Below are 24,856 nucleotides of genomic sequence, written 5' to 3'. Positions count from 1 at the left end.
TTTTTGTATGATTTTTACACTGTTTTTGAATAGTTTTTATACTTTAAGTAAGGCTAAAAAATGAGGATGATCTTAAATGAAAAATTATACTATATTTGGACACGGAAAAAAAGAATTTTCGAAAAAAGTATATATTATAATGAAACTAATTAAATTATTTTTTATTGCAGCAGGATTAACTTTAACGGCTAATACTGTAAATGCTCAACAGAAGATCGGAAGTGTAAATACTGCAGATATTTTTGACAATATGGCTGAAGTAAAAACAGCTGGCGAATCTATTGATAATCTGACTAAAACAAAACAGTCTGAAATTGACAAACTGATTAATGAATATCAGACAAAGCTGAAAGTAGCACAGGATAAAGAAAAAACATTCAACGATACTAATAAAGAAGCCTTAACTAAAGAACTGATTGCAGCACAGACAGAATTAGACAATTTGGGTAAAAAAATTGAAGAGGCAAGAGCACAGGCAGCTAAAGAAATTTCTGCTAAGCAGGGCGAACTGTTTACTCCAATACAACAAAAAATAAAAACAGCTATTTTTACAGTATCAAAAGAAAGAAACTTAAGCTTTGTATTTGATATTGCCACGCAGGGAAGTAACCTTGTTTACACAGATGAAAGTGAAGATATTACTGCACAAGTAAAAGCAAAATTAGGAGCTACAGCAACAACTTCTAAACCTGCAGCAGGAAAAGCTAAAAAATAATTTCAATGTATTGAATACTATAAAACGGAATCAGATTTATCTGGTTCCGTTTTTCTTTACCATAAATATTGGTTTTTGCACGGAAAGCATTGGAAATCTTTTATTTTAAATCATAAATTTGGGTAAATATTTCAACAAGATGGATTTAGTGTATGAAAAACAGATTAAAGTGACAGAACAACATATCGATCAGAATAACCACGTCAATAACGTGCAATATGTACATTGGGTAGAAGAAGTAGCAGCAGAACACTGGAATCTTTTAAAACAGAAAACTGAGTATGAGAATGATGCCTGGATGCTTCTGGATCATCATATTCGTTACAAAAAACAAGTATATCTCAATGATATAATTACAGTAAAAACTTATCCGCAAAACCCGGAAGGAGCTAAGCAGCCAAGGAAAGTAGAATTCTATTGTAATGACGAACTGGTAGTGGATTCAAGTACACTTTGGGTGCTATTTGATACAAATGCAAAGAAGATTAAGAGGCTGGAAAACAATTGGCTGGAAAAATTAAAAAAGCAGAGTGAAGAATAAATTAAGAAAAATAATTATAAATCAGAGAGCGTATTTATATTCTGTTACCGATCAATTTCATGCCGAAACGGAAACCAATACGCTTACTGTAAAGATATTTTTAAATGGTGAAAAACAGGCTCCCTTAATCATTGATTTTCTAACCTTTGATGATTATATTATGGGGCAGCCTCTGAAATCGGGAATCAGTTTGATGAATACCAAAACAAATTCCATAGAAGTGGTCAATATCAATGCACCCCAATATATACATCAATTTATTTTACAGGGAATAAAAAAGGGTTGGACCGGAAAGAATAAGATAGAGAAACAAAATGGATTGAATTATTTAGCTGAGTTAGGGTACAAAATTGAACCATTACAGCCTAATTAAAATTTACTGAATCATTTATCAAAAAAATAAAAAAAGATTGTAACATAATAAAGTTTTTTGTTGTCTTATGAATAATAGATGAACAAAGAATGAAACAATCCATTTTAACAGCTATATTTTTTAATGTATCCATTTTAGGATTCAGCCAGACAGCAGAACAGTCAAAAGCAATTGACAGCTATATAAAAGATGTTATCAAAATCAATGAAATTCCCGGGATGGCCGTAGGGATTGTAAAAAATGATAAGGTAACATTCCAGCAATACTACGGGCGTGAAAACCTGGAAAGTGATAAAAAAGTGGATTCCAAGTCCATGTTCAGGATATACTCCAATACAAAGCTGGTTGCTAATATTGGTCTTTTTAAACTTATTGAGGAAGGAAAATTGTCAGTAGATGATAAGATTTCAAAATTTATAGGCAACATGCCAAAAGACTGGCAAAATATCCAGGTTAAGAATCTTCTTTCCCATTCTTCGGGACTTCCGGATATGGCTGATGTTAAAGATTTCTCAGAAAAAGCAACCCATAGTGAAGTCATTAGCCGTTTGTCTAAGGAAAAAAATGAATTTGAAGCTGGAGACCATTATCGGTACAATCAGACGAATTATCTGTTGATTACCATGATTATTGAAAAAATAACAGGAAAGACTTTTGAAGAGTATATTCTGGAAAACCAATTCCCGGACTCTCATAATCAGGTGGTTTTTTCATCCAATTCTATTGAGAAAATCCCTAATAGAGTAGGGAAATACAATTATAATCCGGAGAAGAAGCAGTATGAGAAATTAACCTCTATCGATGGAGTGAGATCTCATTCAGCGAATGGTTTGGCGGTTACACTTCCCGCTTTTTTACAGTGGAGCATCCATTTCAGTAAAAATGATTTTGTGAAACCGGAAACAAAAAAGATGATGTGGAAGCCATTCCATTATAAAAATAATGACTGGGAATTCGGGCATGGTTGGGAAATTACAGATAACAATAATACAAAGTCATATGGTTTTTCTGGAGGAAATGTAAGTGCCTACAGTATTTTTCCGGATAAAAATTTGGCAATTGTTGTCATGTATAATGCAAATAAGGGATTTCCTGTGATGTATCAAATGGTGAATCATATTGCAGGAATTATAGATAAAAACCTGATGAATCCTTATATGCTGGCTGAAGAAATCACGATTGCAGAGCCTTTTGTTCATCCCAATCTGAAGAAGGAAATATATGGATACAGAATAGAAAATGACCAACTGATTTTTTCCTATCAATATCCTGAAAATTCTAGTACGGAATTCATTAAAAATATTTCTGTAGCAGGTACATTTAACAATTGGAATATGAATGATCCTTCTTATCAGATGACTCCAAAAAAGGATAATGTCTTCGAGGTTGTATTGCCAAAATCCCAGTTTGAAAAAGGAAAAACTTATGGTTTTAAGTTTGTGATGAACAAAAATGGGTGGCTCACTATTCCTTACAATGCAGCCAATACCGACGGAACTCAGGATAATAATTTAGTCCTAAAAATTGATTAAAAAGGGTTTAAAAATTTTAAAATATATTATATGTTAAATAGATACTTAATGATAGTCTTTCTATCATCTTCCTTAATGGTTTTTTCACAAAATACTAAAAACGAAATTCAAGTTCCCAAACAGTTTACAGATCATAAAAATATGGCTAAAGCTATAAGAAATATCGGTAAACAACTGAAGGATCATACCATAGTCGGACTGGGAGAAGGAACACACGGAACCAAAGAGTTTAATGAAATTAGAAGTGAGATATCAAAACAGTTAATTGGTAAAAATGATTTTAAAATTATAGCATTTGAAAGTGCCTATGGGGATGCTTCTTTTCTGAATGAAGCTGTTAACTCGGAAGTTGATTTAAATATGGCCTTAAAAAAATATATAACTTCCATCTGGCAGACAAAAGAAATCTACAATCTGTTGACTTGGATCAGAGATTATAATAAGAATCATAAAGACAAAGTAATTATTTCCGGGTTCGATACAGATGTTCTGTCAAATAGTGCGGAAATTTTGAAGAAATCTTTTGGTTTAGGAGAAGAATACACCGCGATAGCAAATGAGATTAAACTAAAAGCCGGGTCACAGGATGAAATGTGGGAAAAACAGAATGACCCTTCTTTTAAATTAGACATGAAAGCAGTCATAAAAAATGGAACAGAAGGATTTTTATTAGTTAAAAAAGTAGACAGTTTGTATGGGAAAAAAATGGATCAGAGCTCAAAACTGGCTTTATACAACCTTGAACAAGGGTTTAAAATTCCTTATGAAGCAAGTAAAAAAAATTATGATGTTTCCAGAGACCTTATTATGGCTGAAATGATCGGGAAGATTCAAACTACCTATAATAAAAAAATGATTCTTTTTGCCCATAACGGTCATATTGCTCTCAAACCGGTTCTGGTAGATGGAATGGGGGGATACATTAAAGAAAAATATGGAAAAAAGTATTATGCATTAGCAACTTCTACCTCTTTTGGAAACTACAGTGCTACCACTGATCCACGTGCAGTGAAAAGTAATAAATATACATCATATCAACTCTCAAATCCATTGGAAAACAGTTGGGAGGTGAAGCTGGGGAATCATCATTATGAAAATTATTTTGTGAATTTTAATGAAAGCTCAGAAAAAATATATGGGCAAGCTTTTAAAATGAGATTTGTAGGGTATGGTCCTATCACTCCTGCAACAGAAAAATTTACAATCACAGAGCCTCTAAAGCTTAATGAGTGTTTTGATGGAATTGTTTTCATAAAACAAACCAATGCCTCAGAACATTTAGTGAATTAATTAAGTTTTAATTGACTTTCAAAAATATCGATTTAATTAATAACCATATTGAAATAAATCCTGTTAAATTCTATAATATCTTGCAGAGTATACAGTGAATCTCTTTATATCATCGAATCCCGTAGCTTATTAACCATTGGACAAACAGGCTCGTATCTCTAGGTTTATGGAAGTGATTGCTACAATCTTCTTCGCTTCTAAAATACGCCGTAAAACTAAATGTGTCTATTGTAAATTATTGATTAATAATTAAATATGAAAATATTATTATCAATTATGGATATTCAGGCAAGTATAAGTTCTTTCTATAAGTTCATTAAAAATTCGTTTAGGTCCACAGAAGATTTCACATTTAGTTTTTTACGGATACGGTATTTTCTGTTTTCCACTGTACGGATGGAAGCATGGGTGTAGTAAGCTATTTCTTTTGCGGTAAAGTTCAGGTGCATCATGGCGCAGCATTTAAGATCATCGGAAGTCAGTTCCGGGGCAATTGTTTCCAGTTTTTTGAAAAGATCAGGATAAAGTTCCTTGTATTTTTTTAAGAAAACGGGCTGATCCTCTCTGGCATAGCGCAAAATGTCATCTATAGAATCCTTTTGGATCTCATCCTCCAATGTATTGATCTTGTTTTGCTTTTCTTGGATTATTTCTTCTTTTTCCCTGGTAGTAAGCTTCAGCTTATATAGACGTCTGTAATATCTTATCAGTATAAAGAGGAATATCAATAATAAAAGAATGGAGACACCGGTAACAATAAGATACTTTCTTTTTTCTCTGAGCTGCTTGTCCTTCGCATCTTTTTCAAGGGAATTTAATACTGTTTCCTGTTCTGAAATATTTATTACTCTTAGGCTATCGTTTAATTTTTCGGCATTTTCATCAGCAATCTTATAATTCTCAAAGTCATTTTTTGCTTTATAAGATGCTTTCAGGGCATTATAAATATCTGCTAAAAATTTTTTATCGCCTATCGCCATAGCAGACTTTAAAGCTTTTAGTTGATAGATTATTGCACTATCCTGATTATTTTGATTGTGATAAATTTCTCCAAATCCCATATTGATATGAGCGCTGATATAATTATCTTCGGCACCATTGAGTGTTGCTATTGCTTTTCTCAGTAGTTTTTTTGCCTGCTCACCATTTCCCTTATAGTTTTCGATGCGGCTCCGGCCTATATATGCCATACGAAGTGTTCTTTTGTCCCCGGAAAGTTCTGCTTCTTTAAGAGATTGCACAGAATAGCGGTCTTCTTTATCCTGGTTATTGGCATACATTGAAATCTGTAGTCCCTGGGCATAGAGCTGGGCTTTGGTTTTGTGGTCGTCCGGGGCCAGTTCTTTTACTGCCTCATCCAATAAGCTGAATGCTCGATTTGTAAATCCACGTCTGGAATATACCATAGCAAGCAGTCCCATAGCTTTTGCTTTGATCGTTTTATTATTATATTTCTCGGCTTCTTCAATCGCTCTTTGAGAATAAATACTGGAACTGTCATTTTTATTGGTAAAATAAAAGCAATAAGCTTGATAATACAGACATTCGGTAGCAACATCTCTGATGTTTTCTTGTATTGCTTTTTTGCGTAATGTTTCAAACTTATCAATATATTTCTTGGGAGCATCACCAAAATCTTTGGCATACTGCATCAGTTCTTTTTTATACTGCTCTTGTTTATCAGGTATTATATTTTCAGACTGATATGCTTTTACAACGCACAGGAAAAAAAGAAAAAAACGAATATTATTTTATACGCCTGGTTTTTCATTGTATTAAGAATTTAAATTTCAATAAATAAACCAATAGTCTTTCGGGAACTGTAATTAAAATACTTTTAAGAAATCAATTCTGATCAAGATTATTACATACTTCAAAGTTAATTATTTAAAAAATAATAATCAATCCCTTCTTTGGTATTACTACGGGATCTATATGGTAAAAAAAGGCTCCGAATTATGAGTATGGTCAGGTAAAGTATAAGGATTTTTCTTTTCCGGACATCATTTTACACTCATCTCAAATTCCTTATCTTTGCACTATGATACGTATTACAAAAATTTTTACATTCGAAACAGCTCACGTACTGTACAACTATGATGGGAAATGTAAAAATATGCATGGACATTCCTATAAGTTGTTTGTAACAGTGAAAGGAAAGCCGATTAATGATATTGATAACCCTAAAAATGGGATGGTAGTTGATTTCGGAGATATCAAAAGTATCGTAAAATCTGAGATCGTAGACGTTTGGGATCATGCAGTGCTTTTAAATGCCCTGTCTCCTCATAAAGAATTGGGTGAGGATCTTGAACAGAAAGGGCATAAGGTAATCTATTGCAGCTTTCAGCCCACCTGTGAAAATATGCTGTATGCCATTGCAGCCAAAATAAAATCAAGACTTCCGGAAGGAATTTCTTTGGCTTATCTTAAACTTCACGAGACAGAAAACTCTTATGGAGAATGGTTTGCAGAAGACAATCAATAATTATTATCTCATAAAGCTCAGAAGGTGTTAAAAACAACAATTAATTTAGAACCTGGAAAAAAAGTATATTTTGCTTCAGATCAGCATTTCGGTGCACCTACTCCTAAAGAAAGTAAGGTACGTGAAGAAAAATTTATACGATGGATGGATCAGATCAAAGAAGATGCTCAGGTTTTATTTTTAATGGGTGATCTTTTTGACTTCTGGCATGAGTGGAAACATGTGGTACCTAAAGGATATATCCGTGTTCTAGGGAAAATTGCAGAGCTGAAAGACAGAGGAATCCATATTTATTTTTTTGTGGGAAATCATGATCTTTGGATGAAAGATTATCTCGAAGAGGAAATTGGATGCACGGTTTTTTACCAGAAACAATATTTTGAAATGGGTGGGAAACAGTTTTTGTTGGCTCATGGAGATGGTCTTGGACCTGGTGACAAAGGATATAAGAGAATGAAAAAAGTTTTTACCAATCCGGTGGCAAAATGGTTTTTCAAATGGCTTCACCCTGATATCGCTATGAAAGTGGCCTTGTATCTTTCCCAAAAGAATAAAATGATCTCAGGAGAAGAAGACAAAGCGTTCTTAGGAGAAGATAAGGAATTTCTTATCATTTATTCGAAGGAGAAGCTGAAGACCCAAAAGATTGATTATTTCGTATATGGGCACCGTCACCTTCCTATGGTATTAGATTTGGGGCAAAATTCAAAATACATCAATTTGGGAGACTGGATTTCCTATTTTACCTATGGCGTTTTTGAAAAAGACTTTGAACTGAATACTTTCGATAAATAAAACAAAAAAAATTACCCCTAAAAAGAGGTAATTTGAGAATGAGTGGGGGACTCATTCTGTTTTTAATCCATATTCCAATGAAGTACTTGCAAGAAGTTTACCAAAGTCAGGTTCTCATATTAAAAAAACATTAAATAAAAATATTTTATCCCAATAATTGCTTTACACTGAAGTAATAAGACGATTGAAAAAATTATGGAGACGAAAAATATATTCAACATACAGACTGAACAGGATTTCCTGAATGCATCATTGAAAACATTTCATTATCAGTATGAAAATGTTGAGATATATAGGAAGTTTGTAGATTTTTTAAACATCAGTCCGGATGAGGTTGATGATCTGTCGAAAATTCCCTTTCTTCCGATTGAAATGTTTAAAAACCATCAGATTCTGGATAGAAATGTGACTACGGATTTATTTTTTCAGAGTTCAGGAACCACACAGATGAATCTTTCAAAGCATTTCATAGCCAATACGAATTTGTATGAAGAAAGTATTTACAAAAGCTTCGAACAATTCATTGGTAAACCAGAAGATTTTATTTTCCTTGGACTACTTCCAAGTTATCTGGAAAAACAGAATTCATCACTGATTTATATGGTGGATTATCTGATGAAAAAATCTGAAAAGCCTGAAAACGGGTACTTCCTTTACAATCATTCCGATCTTTTCAACCTTTTAAACCAATTACAGGATAAAAAAGTAATTCTTTTCGGAGTTTCCTTTGCGCTGTTAGACTTCTTAGACTACTGTCATTCTGAGCGAAGTGAAGAATCTCTAAAGGTTCTTGAAAACCTAATCGTTATAGAAACCGGTGGGATGAAAGGAAGAAAAGAAGAAATGACAAAAGACGAACTTTTGAAAACTTTACAGGAAGGATTCAAAACAGATAAAATCTACTCAGAATATTCAATGACAGAGTTGTTGTCTCAGGCTTATTCTCTTGGAAATAATGAATACCAGTGCCCTAGTTGGATGCGGATTAAGATTAGAAATGTAGAAGACCCTTTGTCCTATGAAAAAGAAGGAAGAACAGGCGCAATTAATATCATCGATTTGGCCAATACGCATTCTTGCTCCTTTATTGCTACCCAGGATTTGGGAAAAATAATAGGCGACAAATTTCAGGTGCTGGGAAGAATAGATCACTCTGATATCAGAGGCTGCAGCTTATTAGTGAGCTAAATAAAGCCAATTTCGGAATTCATCATGCAGGATTTTGGATAGAGTTTCATATCGCATGTCTTAACATCTCCGATCTAAACATTATAGTATGCTAAAAATAGAAGAGCTTGTTCACGCCTATATTCATACCCACTGCGATTTTGAAAAAGAACTCGTACTCACCAACTATTTCCAGGCTGATTGGGAGGCGGATATTCTCATCATAGATGCTGAAGGAATGAGCCATGAAATTGAAATCAAGCTTTCAAAAAGTGATTTTAAAAATGACTTCAAAAAATCATATGTTAATAAAGATTCGGGAGAAAAATTTCTGAAACACGATAAAGTTTCCTGTGGAGATTATGTCTGCAATGCTTTCAGTTTTTTATTACCTATGGGAATGGTAGATTCTGATACTATTCCGGAGCATTGCGGCATTATTGAATTTTATCATAATGCAGATACCTGGGATACGGAGTTTTATCTCATCCGTCCACCCAAAAGGCTCCACGAAGATTCTTACTGGAAGTTGAATGATAAAGATCTTTTTATCAGAAAAATGGCATTGAACTTACTTCAACGTAAAATGGAAATCAAAGGAAAGCATGAAGAACTCATTTTCAAAAATCCTTTTGATCTTAAAAATAAGAAGTAAGAAAATATTTTATTCCAAGATCGAAAGGGATTGATTAGGAGTTGAATATAAACCTAACAGGTTTTGTAATTTTTTCATCAGTTGAAAGAAAATATGTATTATTTTTTACCACATAGGGGCATAGCTAAAGTCCTTTATTAATAATGAAGTCGTTTTTTTACCTCCATAAAATAAAATCAAGCTCTTATATAGCATAAAAAAATCCCGTCATCAGACAGGATTTTAAGATATTTATAATTCTAAAATTTATTAGTCGGTTACTTCCTCAGTATCTCTCTGAAGTAAGAATTTGTAGATTAATCCACCTACAATTCCACCAAGAATTGGAGCTACCCAGAACAGCCAAAGTTGTGACATAGCCAATCCGCCTGTGAAAACTGCTTGTGAAAGAGATCTTGCCGGGTTTACAGAAGTATTCGTAATGGGAATAGAGATCAGGTGAATCAAAGTAAGAGCAAGACCAATGGCGATACCGGCAAATTTACCATTAGCCCATTTATCCGTTGCACCCATAATAACAATAAGGAAGAAAGCTGTTAGTAAAAATTCCGCAAGGAATGCTGCACCCATGCTGAATGCTTTTCCGTTGTAGACCGCTTCTCCATAGAAATTGGTAGCAAATGCTCCCGGTTTTGAGAAATCTACAACTCCGGCTCCGTTAAGGATTGTGTATAGACATCCTGCAGCAACAATAGCACCAAGACATTGCGCTACGATATAAGGGATAAGGTCTTTTGCAGAAAATCTTCCCCCCGCTAAAAGTCCGAAAGAAACTGCCGGGTTGAAGTGACCGCCTGAAATATGTCCTACAGCATATGCCATGGTAAGAACAGTAAGACCGAAGGCAAGAGCAACCCCTAAAAGTCCGATGCCAATATCAGGAACACCGGCTGCAAAAACAGCGCTCCCGCAACCTCCGAAAACAAGCCAAAATGTGCCGAAAAATTCAGCGAAAAGTTTTTTTATCATGTTGTTTATTTTAAAAATGTAACTCAAATGTAGAATTTATATCTTAAAGTAAAAAGTTAAAACTGAAAAAATATTTCAAAATTAGAGGAACAAAAATTGTAAATTCAACAAATTGGTTTGATGTTTGTTTGGGATTTGTCGGGATACGATTATCGTTGTTGCTAAATGAGCTGACATAATTGTTTTATCCTTCGTTAGTAATTTAAAGTGGTGGTTAATGAGAAAGTTTCTTTGCGTGGTTTTTGTACCTTTTATGTATAGTTTACATTATTCGCAGGCGGCCAAAAAAATGCTTCCCTGCTATGATCTTACAACTGTTTTGAAGGTTGAACCTACTGCACTTTACAAACCCCATCTGGATGCCTCCAAAAGTTTTGGAGTACACTTACTGAAGGACTCCAAGACTGTACAGAAATATATCAGCAACGGAAAATTTCATAAAATTAAGAAGTCCGGAAAAGGATATCAGGTACAAAAACTTGATTACAGTAAAGCTTATATGGTTTCTAAAGGAAAGACTACGCTGGAAAATATAGGTTCCAAATTCAGTAAGGCAACAAAAGGAGGCACATTCACTGTTTCATCCATTACCCGAACTCTGGAAGATCAATGCAGATTGAGAAGAGTCAATTCTAATGCTTCATTAGGAATCAGCTCCCACAACTATGGGAATTCCTTTGATATTTCTTATATACGATTTAATAATGTTCTAAAATACAATCCCAAAATGGAGGTGGCTTTGGAGAAAGTTTTAAAGCACTACGCAGATGCTGGTAGAATTTATTACATCAAAGAAAAACAACAAAGTTGCTATCATATTACAGTGCGTAATTATTAATTAAATTGCTACTTGCACAGCATGTTTAGTTTATATAATTTTATACAACTAAAAAACCATGCTTATGACAACATTAAACATCGTAGATTATTTGCTTCCTGTAGGAGATTGTAAAGCTGCTGCAGACGAATGGGAACTTTGCCGTTGCAATTTTTTCAAAATAAAAGATTTACTTCCTACTAATTATGTCTTTAATATTGCAGATGGCCCACTCAATTGGATGAAAAGTTATAAAGACTATCCTGAGTTCTGTGCAGCAATGGGAATTTGGAAAGATCAGGTAATCTTGATTTTTTACCCTATGAATGAGAAGGGAGACAGAATAGATCAAAAAGAATATCCTTTCAGTGTTCTTACTGAGCTTAATGAAGATGTAAAACTCCAGGAAGTTCAGGAATATACTATTGTTAAAAATGCCATTCTTTCGAAAGGACTTGAAAAAGTAGAGCAAAATTCAGATATGGCTTTTCCTATATCCAATAAACCTATTTTAGACCAGGATATTGCTATAGAAGCTATTGAAACTTGGAGAGAATCAGGAATGGATTGGTTTTATAAAGAGCATGAGGAATCTAAAGGATTGGGCATCTTTAAAAGATTTTATGTACCTACTGCAGATCTATGTCTTTCAGATCCTGGGCTGAGAGAAATTAAGTGTTCTTTCGGGCTTAAGTACAATAAAGTATATGGAAAAATGTTGGTAACTCTTATTTTCATTTCTTTCCGCGAAGATCTTCAAAACTCACAACGTGCAGAGACAATTTCCAATATGTATGACTGGGCAAAACCATGTCCGCCTATCTGCCGTATACCAGGAATGGAAGGTGAATTTTAAAATAATAAATAAAAGGAATGGCAGATCTTTATAAGACGATTTTATTCCTAAACTACGGATTGCTTCTGGCTGTTATAGTGTTGGGAGCTATTAAATACCGCATATTAAATCTTAAGGAAAAGCAATATTTTTATTGTATTGCTTTTCTGTTTTTTATTGAATTACTGAATCTTGCTCTGCCTTACGTATTCAGGCTTAATGATACCTCATTTCTTTATCCGTTCTACATTGCCGGGGAGTTTTTTTTATTGACAGGCCTGTTTATCAGAAAGCTGAATTGGCCTAAATATCTTTTAGGATTAGGAGCTGTAATTGCAGTGAGTTTTATGATCTCAAAATATAGTTTTGACTATCCTGTCAATGCCGATATTGCAAAGGTGGTTTCCAATATCATTATCATCTGCCTTTCAGGAGTTGCTCTGATTAATGAAATTAAAAAGACATCAGACCAGAATCGTTTTCTATGGGTAGATGCCAGTATTTTTTTCTATTATTCCGTTTCAGTATTTATTTTTATCATTCAGCATCAGATCGCCAATCTTTCAGAAAATAATTATTATATTCTTTTCAGTGCCAATAACGTGTTTTCAAGTATTTTATACTGTTCACTTATATACACCTTCATCCGATTAAAGAAGTAACCTTAAATATCAACCTTTTGATTCTTATAATTGTTACCATAGCAATTATAGTATCTTTTATTCTGCTTGCCTACAGAACTTTTATAAGCAGGATTATCAAGGAAAAAAATGTACAGCATGAAGCAGAAGTTCTTCATCAGAAAAAGCTGGCATTGGAAAACATCAAGGCCCAGGAAGAAGAACGTAAAAGAATAGCCGTGATGATTCACGATGATATAGGAAACAGACTCAATATCCTTTCCTTATGGCTTAATAATCTGGATACCAGGGGAGATGATTTGATTAAAAAAAATATTTACAGCCAGATGTCTTCACTGATTGATGCTGCCAGAAGTATTTCCCATTCATTATATCCTGTTAATCTTGAATCGGTGGGGTTGGTTTTATATGTAGAAGAACTCATTGCCAACCTTTCTCACAAAATTAATATATCCATGCAGGTAATGCCCGGATATGAAAAGAAGGATCTCTTTGTAGAAGTACAGCTGTACCGGATCATTCAGGAGTTTACTACCAATGTCATTAAGCACTCAACAGCGACGGATCTTTGGATTTACATTAAAGATTATCCACAAAATATGGCGGTCGTTATTTCAGACAATGGACAAGGATTCGAATATGAAGAAGTGAAAAAAGGGATGGGAATTAAGAACATCGAATCCAGGATCAAATCGATGAATGCCCTTCATAAATGGAAAAAATCTTTTTTAAATAAAGGAAGTCGTTTAATCATTAAAATTCCGAAACATCATGAGTTCCCAAATCAAAATAGCACTGATTGATGATGAACAGCTAATCCTTGAAGGGGTAAAAATGCTGTTGTCCAATGAAAAAAATATATCTGTATGTCTCACTGCAGATAACGGACCTGATTTTATAGAATATCTGGAAAAACTTTCAGAAAAAGAATTTCCAGATATAGCATTGGTAGATATTCAGATGAAGCCGATGAATGGTTTTGAGCTGGTAGAAATTCTCAAAGAAAAATATCCGGACCTTAAAATCATTATTCTTTCTTCCCACTACAAAACATCCGTTTTAGGATATATGGTTAAGTTGGGCGTTTCAGCTTTCCTTCCTAAAAACTCAGATAAGAAAACCTTTATTGATGCCATTACGATGGTTGATAAAAATGGAGTTTACTTTACGGCTGAAGATCATCAGATGTTGTTTACCTATATGAACAGTTCAGCCAAGAAAAATTCACTCTTTGAAACTGAAGATGAGTTGTCTGAAAGAGAAAAAGATGTTGTAAAATTGATCTGCCAGGAATTTACGAACAATGAAATTGGTGAGAAACTTTTTATCAGCCCCAGGACCGTTGAAAGTCACAGACAACGTATTCTTGAAAAAATAGGTGCCAAAAATACTGTGGGAATAGTCATTTATGCTATTGTAAACAATATTTACTCACTCGAAAAAATTTGATTGGATTCCGTAGAAATACGGAATTTTTTATTTGGTACTTTTCACTCTAGTCAAACTGCTCTTTCTTCCGTTATTTTGGAATGTCTCTTTGAGGGATTTTAAATAAAAACATAAATGTACAGAGAAGATCTGTCATAAAAAATTAACAACAGAATGAATGACAGTAGAGTGATTTCCGTCGGAATTTTCTTTGACGGCACAGGAAATAATGGAGTAAATGCACTTTCAGCAGATAAACCACTGAATAATAATGAAAGCTATCATGGGGCATTTACCAATATCTATAAATTATACAAGTTATTTATCGGTAACGAAAAAATATATATTGAGGGAATAGGAACCGTTTCAGGCGGGGAGGATAGCAATTTTGCCATCACAACATGTGCCAATCCACCTTATGGAAAAGGATATTCTTCAGATGATAAACTTCAGAAAGCAGAAAACTTTGTACAGAAGATTATTCATGATGTAGACTGTGAATATCATTTTTATTTATATGGTTTCGGAAGAGGAGGAATGCTGGCCAGAACTTTTAGTCATTGGCTTTTCTCCAACTATTCTTTAGCTAAGATTAAAGTGAAGTTTTTGGGAGCTTTTGATACGGTAGAGTCCAAACCATTTAATACATATGATCTTAGTGGGGCTTATCATGTGGAAAATGTATTGCATATCTGTGCAATCAATGAATGCCGATTCTTTTTTCCACTGACGGGTTTTTTTGAAAATTCAAAAATGATGCAGGATTATCAGTTCAGGAATACGACTGCCGTTTGGAAAGAAATTTTTGTTCCGGGAGCCCATGCAGATATTGGAGGTGGGTATCTGGAAGGACCACAATCTGTATATATATCTACAGATTTTGCCAATACAGAGGATCTGAAGAATTATGTTCAAAATATAAGAAGCAGAAAAACGAATACTGAAGGAAATAAAATATGGGATGCCTTACTTTCCGGATTCGGAGTGGAAAGAAAAGATGCTTTTTCTAAAGCTTATGTCTGCAGAGATAAAGTTTACAATGAACTCTCAAAACTATATGGGAAACTGATGCTGAAAGAAACCAATGAAATTTCACCCGTTTTTACGTCAGGAAAAGATTTGGAGACAGATTATAGCAGACATCCTTTGTTAGAAAGTTTATATGAAGAAATGGCGATGTATATAAAAGACCTTTCCCTAGATAAAAGACCAAAATACAATTACAGTAAACTGGCCGATTATATCCATATTGCTGCAAATTTCGGGCTTTATCACGATGGTTTATCAAAACGATCCGAATATGAAATGAATGTTGAACTTCTCAACAACGGACTGAATGTTTCAAGCAGTACTATTGTAGACCAAAACAGTCATGCAAGACTTTCTGCTGAACTTCATCTTCCTGAAGACAGTTTTGTAGCTGACTTTCTGTACGGAACAAGTGTTCCCAATAATGATATCTGGACTCGTTCAGTTATCAAGACTAAAACAACAAAACTGGATGAAATCAATAATTAATCTCACTTCTTTTTAGTTTTAAATTTAGGTTAGGGAGCATCGTTTTAGATGTTCCCTTTATCGATAATACCTCATTTTTAGAATTACTGAATTTTAAATTTCGTACATCATAGCATAGCTTCTGAATGTTTTTTAATAAACCTTACTGGAAAATTGACGGATAAAAAACCAGCCAAAATGGTCAGTTTTTTTATTTCTGGGCTATTCATTTCTTTTTCCGTATTTTTGCACCCGAAAATTCATTATTCATTACTAATTATCAATTAAAATGCTTTCGGTTCAAAGTTTAGGATTACATCATTCAGGAAATTATTTATTTCAAAACGTAAATTTCACCATTAAAAAGGATGATAAAGTAGGGCTCGTAGGAAAAAATGGGGCAGGAAAATCTACTTTATTGAAAATGCTGTCCGGAGAAATTAACTTCTACGAAGGAGAAGTGGTTAAAGAAGGAAGCATTACCATTGGTTTCCTGAAGCAGGATCTTGATTTCGTGAAAGGAAGAACCGTTTGGGCTGAAACGATGCAGGCTTTTGAGCAAATTAATGCATGGAAAAATGAGCTCGAAGAGGTTAATCACCAAATGACAATCAGAACCGACTACGAAAGTGATTCCTATGCGGATTTGATTAATAAAATGACTGAACTGAATGACCTTTTAATGAACCATGATGCCTACAATCTGGAAGGCGATATGGAAAAAGTATTGTTTGGTTTAGGATTTAAAGCTGATGATTTTCAAAAAATTACTGATGAATTTTCAGGAGGATGGAGAATGAGAATCGAATTGGCAAAACTGCTTCTTCAAAAGAATGACATTATGCTTCTCGATGAGCCTACCAACCACCTGGATATGGAATCTATTATCTGGCTGGAAAACTTCTTAAAAGATTATCCTGGAGCAATTGTTCTTGTAAGTCACGATAAACAGTTCATGACTGCTGTTTGTAACCGTACTTTTGATATCAATAATAAGAAGGTTGATGACTATAAAGCCAATTATACCAAATATCTTGTTATGCGCGAAGACCGCCGTGAAAAACTGATTCAGGCTAAAAAGAATCAGGATGCGGAAATCAAGCAGATGGAAGATAACATTAATAAGTTCCGTGCAAGTGCTACCAAAGCTTCTTTTGCACAATCCCTTATTAAGAAATTAGACAAAATTGAGCGTATTGAAGTGGATAATGAAGACGTTTCAAAATTCAATATCCGTTTCGTACAGTCTATGGTTCCAGGGAAAGTGATCTTTGAAGCAGAAAATCTTGGGAAAGCTTATGGTCAGAAACAGATTTTTGACGACGTAGATTTTATTGTTCAAAGAGGAGACAGAATTGCACTTCTAGGACAGAATGGACAGGGAAAAACAACCCTGGCTAAAATCTTAGCTGGAGACATCAAAGATTATTCAGGTGCCTGGAATCTTGGACATAATGTAAATATCGGGTATTTTGCCCAAAATCAGGAAGAGGTTTTAACACCTAATAAAACGGTTCTTGAAGAAGCGGAAGATGCTGCTACAGAAGAAACCAGACCAAGAGTAAGAGACCTATTAGGATCTTTCCTGTTCCAGGGAGATGCTGTTAGCAAGAAAACGAAAGTACTTTCCGGAGGGGAGAGAAACCGTCTGGCACTTTGTAAACTGTTACTTCGTCCTTTCAATACATTGATTATGGATGAACCTACCAACCACTTGGATATTCAGTCTAAGGAGATCATTAAGTTGGCATTACAGAATTTTGAAGGGACATTGATCGTAATCTCTCACGACAGAGAATTCCTGCAGGGACTTTGTGATAAAATTTATGAATTCCGTGACGGGAAAATGAAAGAATTCCTTGGAGACATCAATGAATATCTTGAGTACAGACAAAAAGAAACCATCAGAGAGATTTCCGCAGAAAAGGCGAAACTTCATAGTGATGTGAAGGAAGAACCTAAGAAAGTAGAAGAAAAACCTGTTGTTAGCAATAGTCAGGGATCTAATATTGTCAGTAAGGAACAAAAAAATATTCAGTATAAAATTAAGAAAGTAGAAGAGAAAATTTCCGAACTTGAAGCTAAAGTAGAAGAAATGGAAGCTTCTTTCGCTAAAGAAAATCCTTCCGATGAAACTTTAGAAAACTATAATAAAGCTAAAGAAGAGCTGGATAATGCTCTACAAGAATGGGAATACTTAGGAACCCAACTTGATTAATTAATCATATAAAAGCTTCATAATTTACTTTATGAAGCTTTTTTTTGTAACAAAATAATATAGTTTTCTACTTATCAATAGTGAACTGTAAAAGTAATTTAATAGAAGTTGTAGCTGAAAATTAAATTATTTTCATAATTTTGAACCATGATTAAAGAAAGCAGAAACTTAAAAGTATTTATCTCCAGGCTATTGTTTGGGATGTACTTCATCGCGCTGCTTTCTCAGAGCTTTCACCACCACGAATCGGTAGATTATTTTAAGGCATTTAACTTTAAAAAAGTCGAAAATTCTGTGACGAAAGCCGTTACTAAAGAGAAAGCGGGTGACTGTCTGGCCTGCCACTTTTTGGTGACCGGACACACATTAGCTCCTGAAGAATTTAGCTTTAGCTTTGAGCATTATACGCACGAAGTAAAGCAAATTATTGCTATTCAGGAAAAAATCTGGTCTCAGACCAAATTTACCTTTCAACTTCGGGGACCGCCCACAATTTCCTAAACAATACATTCTTATTGGGTTTATAGCTCTATTTTCTAGAGTTTTATGTGCAAGATTTGAAGTTTAATGTCTAAAGTAGTTGAAAAAGCAACTGCTGGTTTTGCGTAAGTAGTAATACTAATTAAAATTACTCAGTTACTTACTTTTACTATATTTAACTTCACGATTGTCATTATTAATATTACATTTTACATGCATATCACGCATTGTATTATGAATCCAAGCCCATTCAATAAATTTTAACGAAAAATGTACCTATTATTAAAAGGGTACGCAATCAATCTATTTTACAATGAAATTGATATATTGCCTGTTGTTGATCTTTTGTGGATCAGCATTTACGAGTGCACAGAAAACGTATACTGTACAAGGAACGGTTCAGGATTTTCATGATAAAACCATGTTGGAAAATGCAGTGGTGAAAATTGGGAATCTTACAGCCAAAACAAATAAAAAAGGAGTGTTCTCCTTTGATAAAGTCCCTGCAGGGAAGTATACACTCATTGCAAAACATCCTGATTGCAATGATTATACTGAAAATATAGGAGTTGATCAGGATGTACATCTGGTCATTACACTGGAGCATCACAGTAATGATATTGAAACCATTACCATACATGGAAATCATAAAAATAATGGTTCATTGGTAATCAAGACACTCAGTAAATCTGATATAGAGAAAAACTCTACAGATAATCTTGGAAACTTGTTATCTAAAATCTCAGGGGTAACTGCTCTGAAAACTGGAAATAATATTTCAAAGCCGGTTATTCATGGTCTTTATGGAAGTCGTATCAGCATTTTAAATAATGGAGTACGATTGGCAGAACAGGAATGGGGAGTAGAACATGCTCCCAATGTTGATATTAATAATTTTCAGCATATTGATGTGATCAAAGGAGCCTCTGCTCTGAAGTATGGTAGTGATGCCATAGGAGGAGTAGTAGTACTGGAACCAGAAGTTTTTCCTAAAAAAGATACTCTTAAAGGTTCAATAGGACTTACGGGAATTTCCAACGGAAGAGGGCTGGGACTTGATGTAGATGTTGCCAGAATATGGAAGAATGGTTGGGCCATAAAATCCGGGGGAAGCATCAAAAAATTAGGAGATCAGAGCGCTCCGGATTATAATTTGAAAAATACAGGAATGGATTTTTCATCATTTAATTTTACCGTTCAGAATAATACTTTTGAAAGGGGAATTTCTTTCGACTATTATTTGACCAATCAAAATATTGGGATTTTAAGAGATTCACATGTCTCTACAACCGGGGATTATGATAGAGCAATGAATGCAAACCCTCCAGTGTATTCTGGTAAGTTCAGTTATGATATTGATAATCCAAGACAGGTAGTTGAGCATCATATTGCCAAAGTTTCGGCTTTCAAAAGATTTGAAAATATCGGAAAACTGTCGGCTACATACAGTTATCAGTATAATCACAGACAGGAATATGATATCAGAAGAGGTGAATTGAAAGATACACCGGCTCTTGATTTGGAACTGATGACCCACCAGTTTAATATCAATGATCTGATAGAAAGAGGAAAATGGTCATTAGAAACAGGGATTGATGCCGGTTTTCAGAATAATTATTCAGACCCGGCGACAAAGGCAAGACGTCTGATCCCGAATTATGATAAATATTCTGCAGGAGCCTATTCTGTTTTCAAATACAAAATTTCTTCTGAATTTAATTTTGAGGCAGGAGCAAGATATGACTTCACCCGTTATGATGTGACCAAATGGTACGATAAAAGTGACTGGGAGAAATCCTATGCAGATACTTATCCCCAATTTTATGTAAAAACAGATCAAAACAGAGTTTTGACACGTCCTCAACTTAATTATAATAATGTTTCCTTCAATGCAGGGTTGGAATATCGTCCTAATGCAAATTTTGATGTGAAATTTAATTATGCAAAAGTAGGGCGGGCTCCAAATGTAGCGGAATTATTTTCAGATGGTCTGCATCACTCAGCTGGAGTGATCGAAACTGGAGATATGGGGCTGAAAAATGAGCAGGGACATCAGTTTAACTTGAATATAGATTCAAAGTTTAATATTCTGAAAGGCTTGAATGTTTCTGTAAATCCTTATTTCTTCATCACAAAAAATTTCATTAATGAAGTTCCGGTAGGTATAAAAGGGACAATCAGAGGAGTGTTCCCAGAATGGGTATACCAGCAGATTGATGCGAAAATGTATGGGGTGGATTTGGATGTTAACTGGAAACTGACAGATGATTTGACTTATGTAGGGAGAGGAAGCTATGTCTATGGACAGGATGATACGAATAACGAACCGTTGATTCTAATGATGCCACCAAACTTTTCCAATGCATTGCAGTTTAAAAAACAAAAATGGAATAATTTTTATTTCACCGTTGAAAATCAAACATTCCTAAAACAAACCAGATTCCCGATTCGAAATGTGCCGTTGGAACTTTATGTAAATGGAGAATTGGTGGATAAAATGCTTGATATCAGTACACCGCCAAGTGGATACTCACTATGGAATATTCAAACAGGAATCAATATCAGCAAAAACTTTTCGGCAGGACTTATTGTAAACAATCTTTTCAATACTTCTTACAGGGAGTATCTGAATCGTTTGAGATTCTTTGCAGATGAACCGGGAAGAAACTTTATTTTAAACTTTAGGTACAAATTCTAAAGATTTTTTTTAAAACTATTCAATCAAAATTTTACAAATTTTAAATTTATTAACAATGAACAAACAATTCAATACTAAAAATATAATCAAATTACTAGCTGTCTTATTTATTACTGTTACTACAGTTATTTCTTGCCAGAGAAATGGTTCTGCGGAAGAAGATGACCTTCCTCAGGAAGAGCTTACAAACATCGTACTGTTGGTGACTGAAGATGGAACTACAAATACAATTCCATATGACTACAGTATCGGAGCCGGAGGAATACCTACTATACCTCTTAAAGATGGAAAGAGCTATACTGTTGAAGCAAAATTCAGAAATGGAAGTGAAGATGCTACGAAGGAAATTATTGATGCTAAAAATGAGCACTTTCTTATTTTTGATTTTCCAAAGTCTGATATTACAGTAGAAAGATTGGATGGAAGTGATTTAAGAAATGATGGAAAAAGAGTAGGACTAAGAACAAAATGGACTGTTACAAAAGCAGTGAATGGGGATGCGCCATTCCTAAAATTAACACTTATTCACTCTCCACAAAGTGTAAATGACGCTAAATCAGGAACTGCCTGGGGAAGCGTAACAGGAGGGGAAACTGATGCCGAAGCTAAATATAACTTAAGCAATTAAGGATAATTAATCTTGTTTATACCGCCGAAAATCTCGGCGGTTTTTTATTTAACAATATTTGGCTGTATTAGTTGATTTTAAATGAGTGATTCTAATAAAAAATTCATATTTTTGCAACCTAAAATTTTAATCAATAATGAAGGTTACCGCACAAAACCATGATGATGTAAGTGCATTACTTACTGTAACATTGGAGAAATCTGACTACAAAGAAAAAGTAGAAAAGCAATTGATTAATTATGCTAAAAATGCGCAAGTTCCTGGATTCAGAAAAGGGAAAGTGCCTTTGAGTATGGTTAAAAAACAATATGAAGCAGGAATTGCATTTGAAGAAATCAACAGACAGGTTTCTGATGCTTTGAACAGCTATGTTAACGAAAACAAGTTAAGATTAGTTGGTCAGCCTATTCCTCAGCCAGTAAACGAATTAGATTACAACGCTGATCAGGTAACAGTTGCTTTCGAAGTAGGATATGAGCCTGCATTCACTATAGATTTAGCTAAATATGAAGCACCTCACTACAAAGTAGAAGCTTCTGAAAAAGAAATCAGCAAGAGTATTGAAAATATGCAGAAGCGTTTCGCTGAGCAGGTTCCTCAAGATAAAATCACTAAAGATTCTTACATCGCTTTAGAAGTTTCTCAAGTTGTGGAAGAAGATGCTGAAGGAGAGCACCACCACCACCCAAAGAACGTTACCATTACAGGTGAAAACAAAGAAGCTTTCAAATTAGTAAAAGCTTTGAAAATGGATGGATCTGTAAAAGTAACTAAAGAAACTCTTGCAGGTGATGAAGAATTAGCTAAAGAATTAGGATTCGGAAAAGAAGAAGTAGAACACTTACACCACAATGAAATTGAAGTGAAAGTAAAAGACTTCTATTCATTAAACTTAGCTGAACTTAATCAGGAGTTATTCGACAAAGTATACGGAGAAGGAAACATTACATCTGAAGACGAGCTTAAAGATAAAGTTAAGACTGAATTAGATGAGTATTTCCAACAAAATGCTGATGTTCACTTCGTGAATAAAGTATTAGAGCAAGTTACTGAAAAAGAAGAAGTATCTCTTCCTGAAACTTTCCTAGTAAAATGGTTAATGTTCTCTAACCAGAACATCCAGTCTGAAGATCAGGCTAAAGAAATCCTTGAAGCTGAGAAAAACCAATTGAGATACCAGATCATCGAAGGTAAATTGATGACTGATAACGAAATCAACCTTGACTATGCTGATGTATTGGCACAAGCTGAGCAATTAGTGAAAAACCAATTGGCTATCTACGGAATCCACCACTTAGGTGATGAGGAGATCCAAAAATATGCTGTTGAAATGTTGAAAGATCAGGAGCAAGTAAGACAAATCTCTTCTGAAGTAGCTATGGCTAAATTAAAAGATGTAATTCTTGAAAAAGCGAGCAAAAAAGAAACTAAAATTTCTCACGACGAATTTTTAGAAGAGCTTAAAAAATAATTATACTCAGATATAAATATTTCAAAACCGCCAATTTTTGGCGGTTTTTTTACTTCTATTCTTCTCTGAATCTTCTCAGTATCATTTATTCATCATCACTTACTACCTATTGTTTATTACTCATTACTCATATTTAGCCATGTCCGCCAATATTCATATATTTACCCTTTAAACTTATTATATATATGAAAAAGATCATCATTCCATTTTTCTGTGCCGTACTTTTCTCCGTTCCGGCAACAGCTCAGAAGAAAGATGCCGCTTCTGTAAAAACGGAGGCTGCCAAATCAACCTTAACAGCTAAAGAAGTATTAGATAATTACTTTAAGGCATTGGGAGGAAAAGAAAAATTAGAAGGCGTAAAAACGCTTTATATGGAAAATACCATGTCTGCTCAAGGAATGGAAATTAACATGACTACCAAAAAAATGGGTAACAAATTCAAGTCTGTACAGTCGCTTATGGGGCAGCAGATGGTTCAGTTTTTCGATGGTGAAAAAGGATATTTTGATCAGATGGGAAACAAAACCGCAATCCCTGCAGACAAAGTTGCTGAACTGAAAAAAGCAAAACCGGTGGATGCTCTAGCTTTTGACGGAGCTGCTTTTCAAAATGTTGCTGTAGAAAAACTGGATGGTAAAGACTACAATGTGTTATCTTCAGATAAAGGAAAATTTTATTTTGATGCTGCTACAGGACTTTTATATAAGACAATTGCCGGAGAAGGAAATGTAACGATAAAAAGTTATATGGCTGTAGACGGACTACAATTTCCTGCTGATGTAGAAGCAGAAGGGGCAGGTCAGAAAGTGAATATTAAAACCACTAAGATTACAGTTAATTCCGGAGTAACGGATGCTGATTTTAAATAGGTAAAAAGTAAGAAGCCAGAGGCTGGAAGCTGGAAGTTATTGAGAGCAATTATTAATTTTAGTGTTAATAACCTCCATTATCCGTCACGCAGTTTCATCCTTTACATATAAAAAAGCCGGAAATTAATAATTCCGGCTTTTTTATGTAAAGAAGATTATCTATGAACCATATTCTTTCTTCCATTCATCAGCAGCTCCGCTCAGAACGGAGTAAAATTCTTCACCGTACTTTCTGATCAATGGGGTTTTCAGGAATTTATAAACAGGAACCTGAAGCTCTTTTCCAAGCGTACAGGCATCGCTGCATACATTCCATTCATGATAATTTAAAGCCGTAAATGCAGAATATTCTGTAACACGGATAGGGTATAGGTGGCATGAAATAGGTTTTTGCCAGTCTACAGCACCATCTTCATATGCTTTTTCAATACCACATTTTGTAATTCCTTTATCATCAAAAGTTACATAAGCACATTCACGGTTTTCTACCATGGGAGTAACATACATTCCGTCGTGTGGATCAGTAGTCCACGTACCTTGCTCCTCAAGAGCTTTAATGCCCTCCTGAGTAAGATAAGGTTTGATTTTGTCAAAAATACCGTCCAGTATTTCAAGCTCATTTTTGTCCAGTGGAGCTCCAACATCACCTTCTACACAACATGCTCCCTTACATTTGGTAAGGTTGCACACAAATTCTTCGGAAAAGATTTCCTCAGAAATCAATTTATCGTCTATCTGAATCATAA

Annotated in this window: 24 protein-coding genes; 21 read left to right on the top strand and 3 right to left on the bottom strand. The window is 34.5% G+C overall.

Features of this window, described 5'->3' with window-relative positions:
• Positions 1-139: 139 nt before the first annotated feature.
• From NBX25_RS17480 to NBX25_RS17460, 5 genes are all read left to right on the top strand, one after another.
• Positions 140-715 (top strand): OmpH/Skp family outer membrane protein, encoded by a 576-nt coding sequence (locus tag NBX25_RS17480; RefSeq protein WP_123910203.1) that lies wholly within the window; start codon positions 140-142, stop codon positions 713-715.
• Between the two features lie 139 nt (positions 716-854).
• Complete coding sequence (locus NBX25_RS17475) at positions 855-1,256, top strand: acyl-CoA thioesterase (protein ID WP_123910204.1); 402 nt, start codon at positions 855-857, stop codon at positions 1,254-1,256.
• The gene (locus NBX25_RS17470; protein ID WP_250254574.1) at positions 1,246-1,629 is read left to right on the top strand and encodes a hypothetical protein; all 384 of its coding nucleotides are present in this window, start codon (positions 1,246-1,248) and stop codon (positions 1,627-1,629) included. The genes NBX25_RS17475 and NBX25_RS17470 overlap by 11 nt, the downstream gene beginning before the upstream one ends.
• Positions 1,630-1,718: 89 nt before the next feature.
• Positions 1,719-3,161: a serine hydrolase gene (locus NBX25_RS17465; RefSeq protein ID WP_250254572.1), complete on the top strand. Its 1,443-nt coding sequence runs from the start codon at positions 1,719-1,721 to the stop codon at positions 3,159-3,161.
• 48 nt (positions 3,162-3,209) lie between these two features.
• Positions 3,210-4,451 carry an erythromycin esterase family protein gene (locus NBX25_RS17460; protein WP_250254570.1) on the top strand — a complete coding sequence of 414 codons (1,242 nt, stop codon included), beginning with the start codon at positions 3,210-3,212 and terminating at the stop codon, positions 4,449-4,451.
• A gap of 305 nt (positions 4,452-4,756) precedes the next feature.
• On the opposite strand, the gene NBX25_RS17455 is transcribed toward NBX25_RS17460, so the two are convergent.
• A complete protein-coding gene (locus NBX25_RS17455; RefSeq protein WP_250254568.1) occupies positions 4,757-6,103 on the bottom strand; it encodes a tetratricopeptide repeat protein in 1,347 nt (448 codons plus the stop codon).
• Positions 6,104-6,492: 389 nt separating this feature from the next.
• Here NBX25_RS17455 and NBX25_RS17450 point away from each other — a divergent pair, with 389 nt between their 5' ends.
• From NBX25_RS17450 to NBX25_RS17435, 4 genes are all read left to right on the top strand, one after another.
• A complete protein-coding gene (locus tag NBX25_RS17450; RefSeq protein ID WP_123910209.1) occupies positions 6,493-6,939 on the top strand; it encodes a 6-pyruvoyl trahydropterin synthase family protein in 447 nt (148 codons plus the stop codon).
• Positions 6,940-6,963: 24 nt separating this feature from the next.
• Complete coding sequence (locus NBX25_RS17445; protein ID WP_250254567.1) at positions 6,964-7,734, top strand: UDP-2,3-diacylglucosamine diphosphatase; 771 nt, start codon at positions 6,964-6,966, stop codon at positions 7,732-7,734.
• Between the two features lie 195 nt (positions 7,735-7,929).
• Positions 7,930-8,922, top strand: a complete 993-nt coding sequence (locus NBX25_RS17440) for a LuxE/PaaK family acyltransferase (protein WP_250254566.1) — start codon at positions 7,930-7,932, stop codon at positions 8,920-8,922.
• A gap of 88 nt (positions 8,923-9,010) precedes the next feature.
• Positions 9,011-9,556: a hypothetical protein gene (locus tag NBX25_RS17435; protein WP_250254563.1), complete on the top strand. Its 546-nt coding sequence runs from the start codon at positions 9,011-9,013 to the stop codon at positions 9,554-9,556.
• Positions 9,557-9,805: 249 nt separating this feature from the next.
• On the opposite strand, the gene aqpZ is transcribed toward NBX25_RS17435, so the two are convergent.
• On the bottom strand, positions 9,806-10,522 hold the full coding sequence (gene aqpZ, locus NBX25_RS17430) for an aquaporin Z (RefSeq protein WP_123860595.1): 717 nt from the start codon (positions 10,520-10,522) through the stop codon (positions 9,806-9,808).
• 220 nt (positions 10,523-10,742) lie between these two features.
• Here aqpZ and NBX25_RS17425 point away from each other — a divergent pair, with 220 nt between their 5' ends.
• The 12 genes from NBX25_RS17425 (at position 10,743) to NBX25_RS17370 (ending at position 24,110) form a co-directional block, all read left to right on the top strand.
• Positions 10,743-11,363 carry a DUF5715 family protein gene (locus NBX25_RS17425; RefSeq protein ID WP_123910213.1) on the top strand — a complete coding sequence of 207 codons (621 nt, stop codon included), beginning with the start codon at positions 10,743-10,745 and terminating at the stop codon, positions 11,361-11,363.
• A gap of 64 nt (positions 11,364-11,427) precedes the next feature.
• A complete protein-coding gene (locus tag NBX25_RS17420; protein ID WP_228412748.1) occupies positions 11,428-12,198 on the top strand; it encodes a hypothetical protein in 771 nt (256 codons plus the stop codon).
• Positions 12,199-12,215: 17 nt separating this feature from the next.
• Positions 12,216-12,839, top strand: a complete 624-nt coding sequence (locus NBX25_RS17415) for a hypothetical protein (protein ID WP_250254561.1) — start codon at positions 12,216-12,218, stop codon at positions 12,837-12,839.
• 17 nt (positions 12,840-12,856) lie between these two features.
• Positions 12,857-13,621: a sensor histidine kinase gene (locus tag NBX25_RS17410; RefSeq protein WP_228412749.1), complete on the top strand. Its 765-nt coding sequence runs from the start codon at positions 12,857-12,859 to the stop codon at positions 13,619-13,621.
• The gene (locus NBX25_RS17405; RefSeq protein ID WP_123910216.1) at positions 13,590-14,267 is read left to right on the top strand and encodes a response regulator transcription factor; all 678 of its coding nucleotides are present in this window, start codon (positions 13,590-13,592) and stop codon (positions 14,265-14,267) included. Before NBX25_RS17410 ends, NBX25_RS17405 begins: the two co-directional genes overlap by 32 nt.
• A 153-nt stretch (positions 14,268-14,420) precedes the next feature.
• A complete protein-coding gene (locus tag NBX25_RS17400) occupies positions 14,421-15,764 on the top strand; it encodes a T6SS phospholipase effector Tle1-like catalytic domain-containing protein (protein WP_250254559.1) in 1,344 nt (447 codons plus the stop codon).
• A gap of 268 nt (positions 15,765-16,032) precedes the next feature.
• Positions 16,033-17,961 carry an ABC-F family ATP-binding cassette domain-containing protein gene (locus tag NBX25_RS17395; protein ID WP_250254557.1) on the top strand — a complete coding sequence of 643 codons (1,929 nt, stop codon included), beginning with the start codon at positions 16,033-16,035 and terminating at the stop codon, positions 17,959-17,961.
• Positions 17,962-18,108: 147 nt separating this feature from the next.
• Positions 18,109-18,462, top strand: coding sequence for a hypothetical protein (locus NBX25_RS17390; RefSeq protein WP_250254556.1), 354 nt, complete (start codon positions 18,109-18,111; stop codon positions 18,460-18,462).
• 292 nt (positions 18,463-18,754) lie between these two features.
• Entirely contained in the window at positions 18,755-21,139 is a 2,385-nt protein-coding gene (locus tag NBX25_RS17385) for a TonB-dependent receptor (protein WP_250254555.1), read from the top strand.
• 55 nt (positions 21,140-21,194) lie between these two features.
• The gene (locus tag NBX25_RS17380; RefSeq protein WP_123910221.1) at positions 21,195-21,767 is read left to right on the top strand and encodes a hypothetical protein; all 573 of its coding nucleotides are present in this window, start codon (positions 21,195-21,197) and stop codon (positions 21,765-21,767) included.
• 136 nt (positions 21,768-21,903) lie between these two features.
• Complete coding sequence (locus NBX25_RS17375) at positions 21,904-23,238, top strand: trigger factor (protein ID WP_123910222.1); 1,335 nt, start codon at positions 21,904-21,906, stop codon at positions 23,236-23,238.
• Positions 23,239-23,423: 185 nt separating this feature from the next.
• Positions 23,424-24,110 (top strand): hypothetical protein, encoded by a 687-nt coding sequence (locus tag NBX25_RS17370; RefSeq protein WP_123910223.1) that lies wholly within the window; start codon positions 23,424-23,426, stop codon positions 24,108-24,110.
• 159 nt (positions 24,111-24,269) lie between these two features.
• Here the strand turns inward: NBX25_RS17370 and NBX25_RS17365 are convergent, their stop codons facing one another.
• Positions 24,270-24,854 (bottom strand): DUF3109 family protein, encoded by a 585-nt coding sequence (locus NBX25_RS17365; protein WP_250254554.1) that lies wholly within the window; start codon positions 24,852-24,854, stop codon positions 24,270-24,272.
• Positions 24,855-24,856 lie beyond the last annotated feature (2 nt).

It is taken from the genome of Chryseobacterium sp. Marseille-Q3244, from assembly GCF_940807095.1.
Lineage (GTDB): Bacteria > Bacteroidota > Bacteroidia > Flavobacteriales > Weeksellaceae > Chryseobacterium.
Note: the sequence above shows the minus strand (reverse complement) of the source record. Positions and strands in the feature narration are given on the sequence as shown.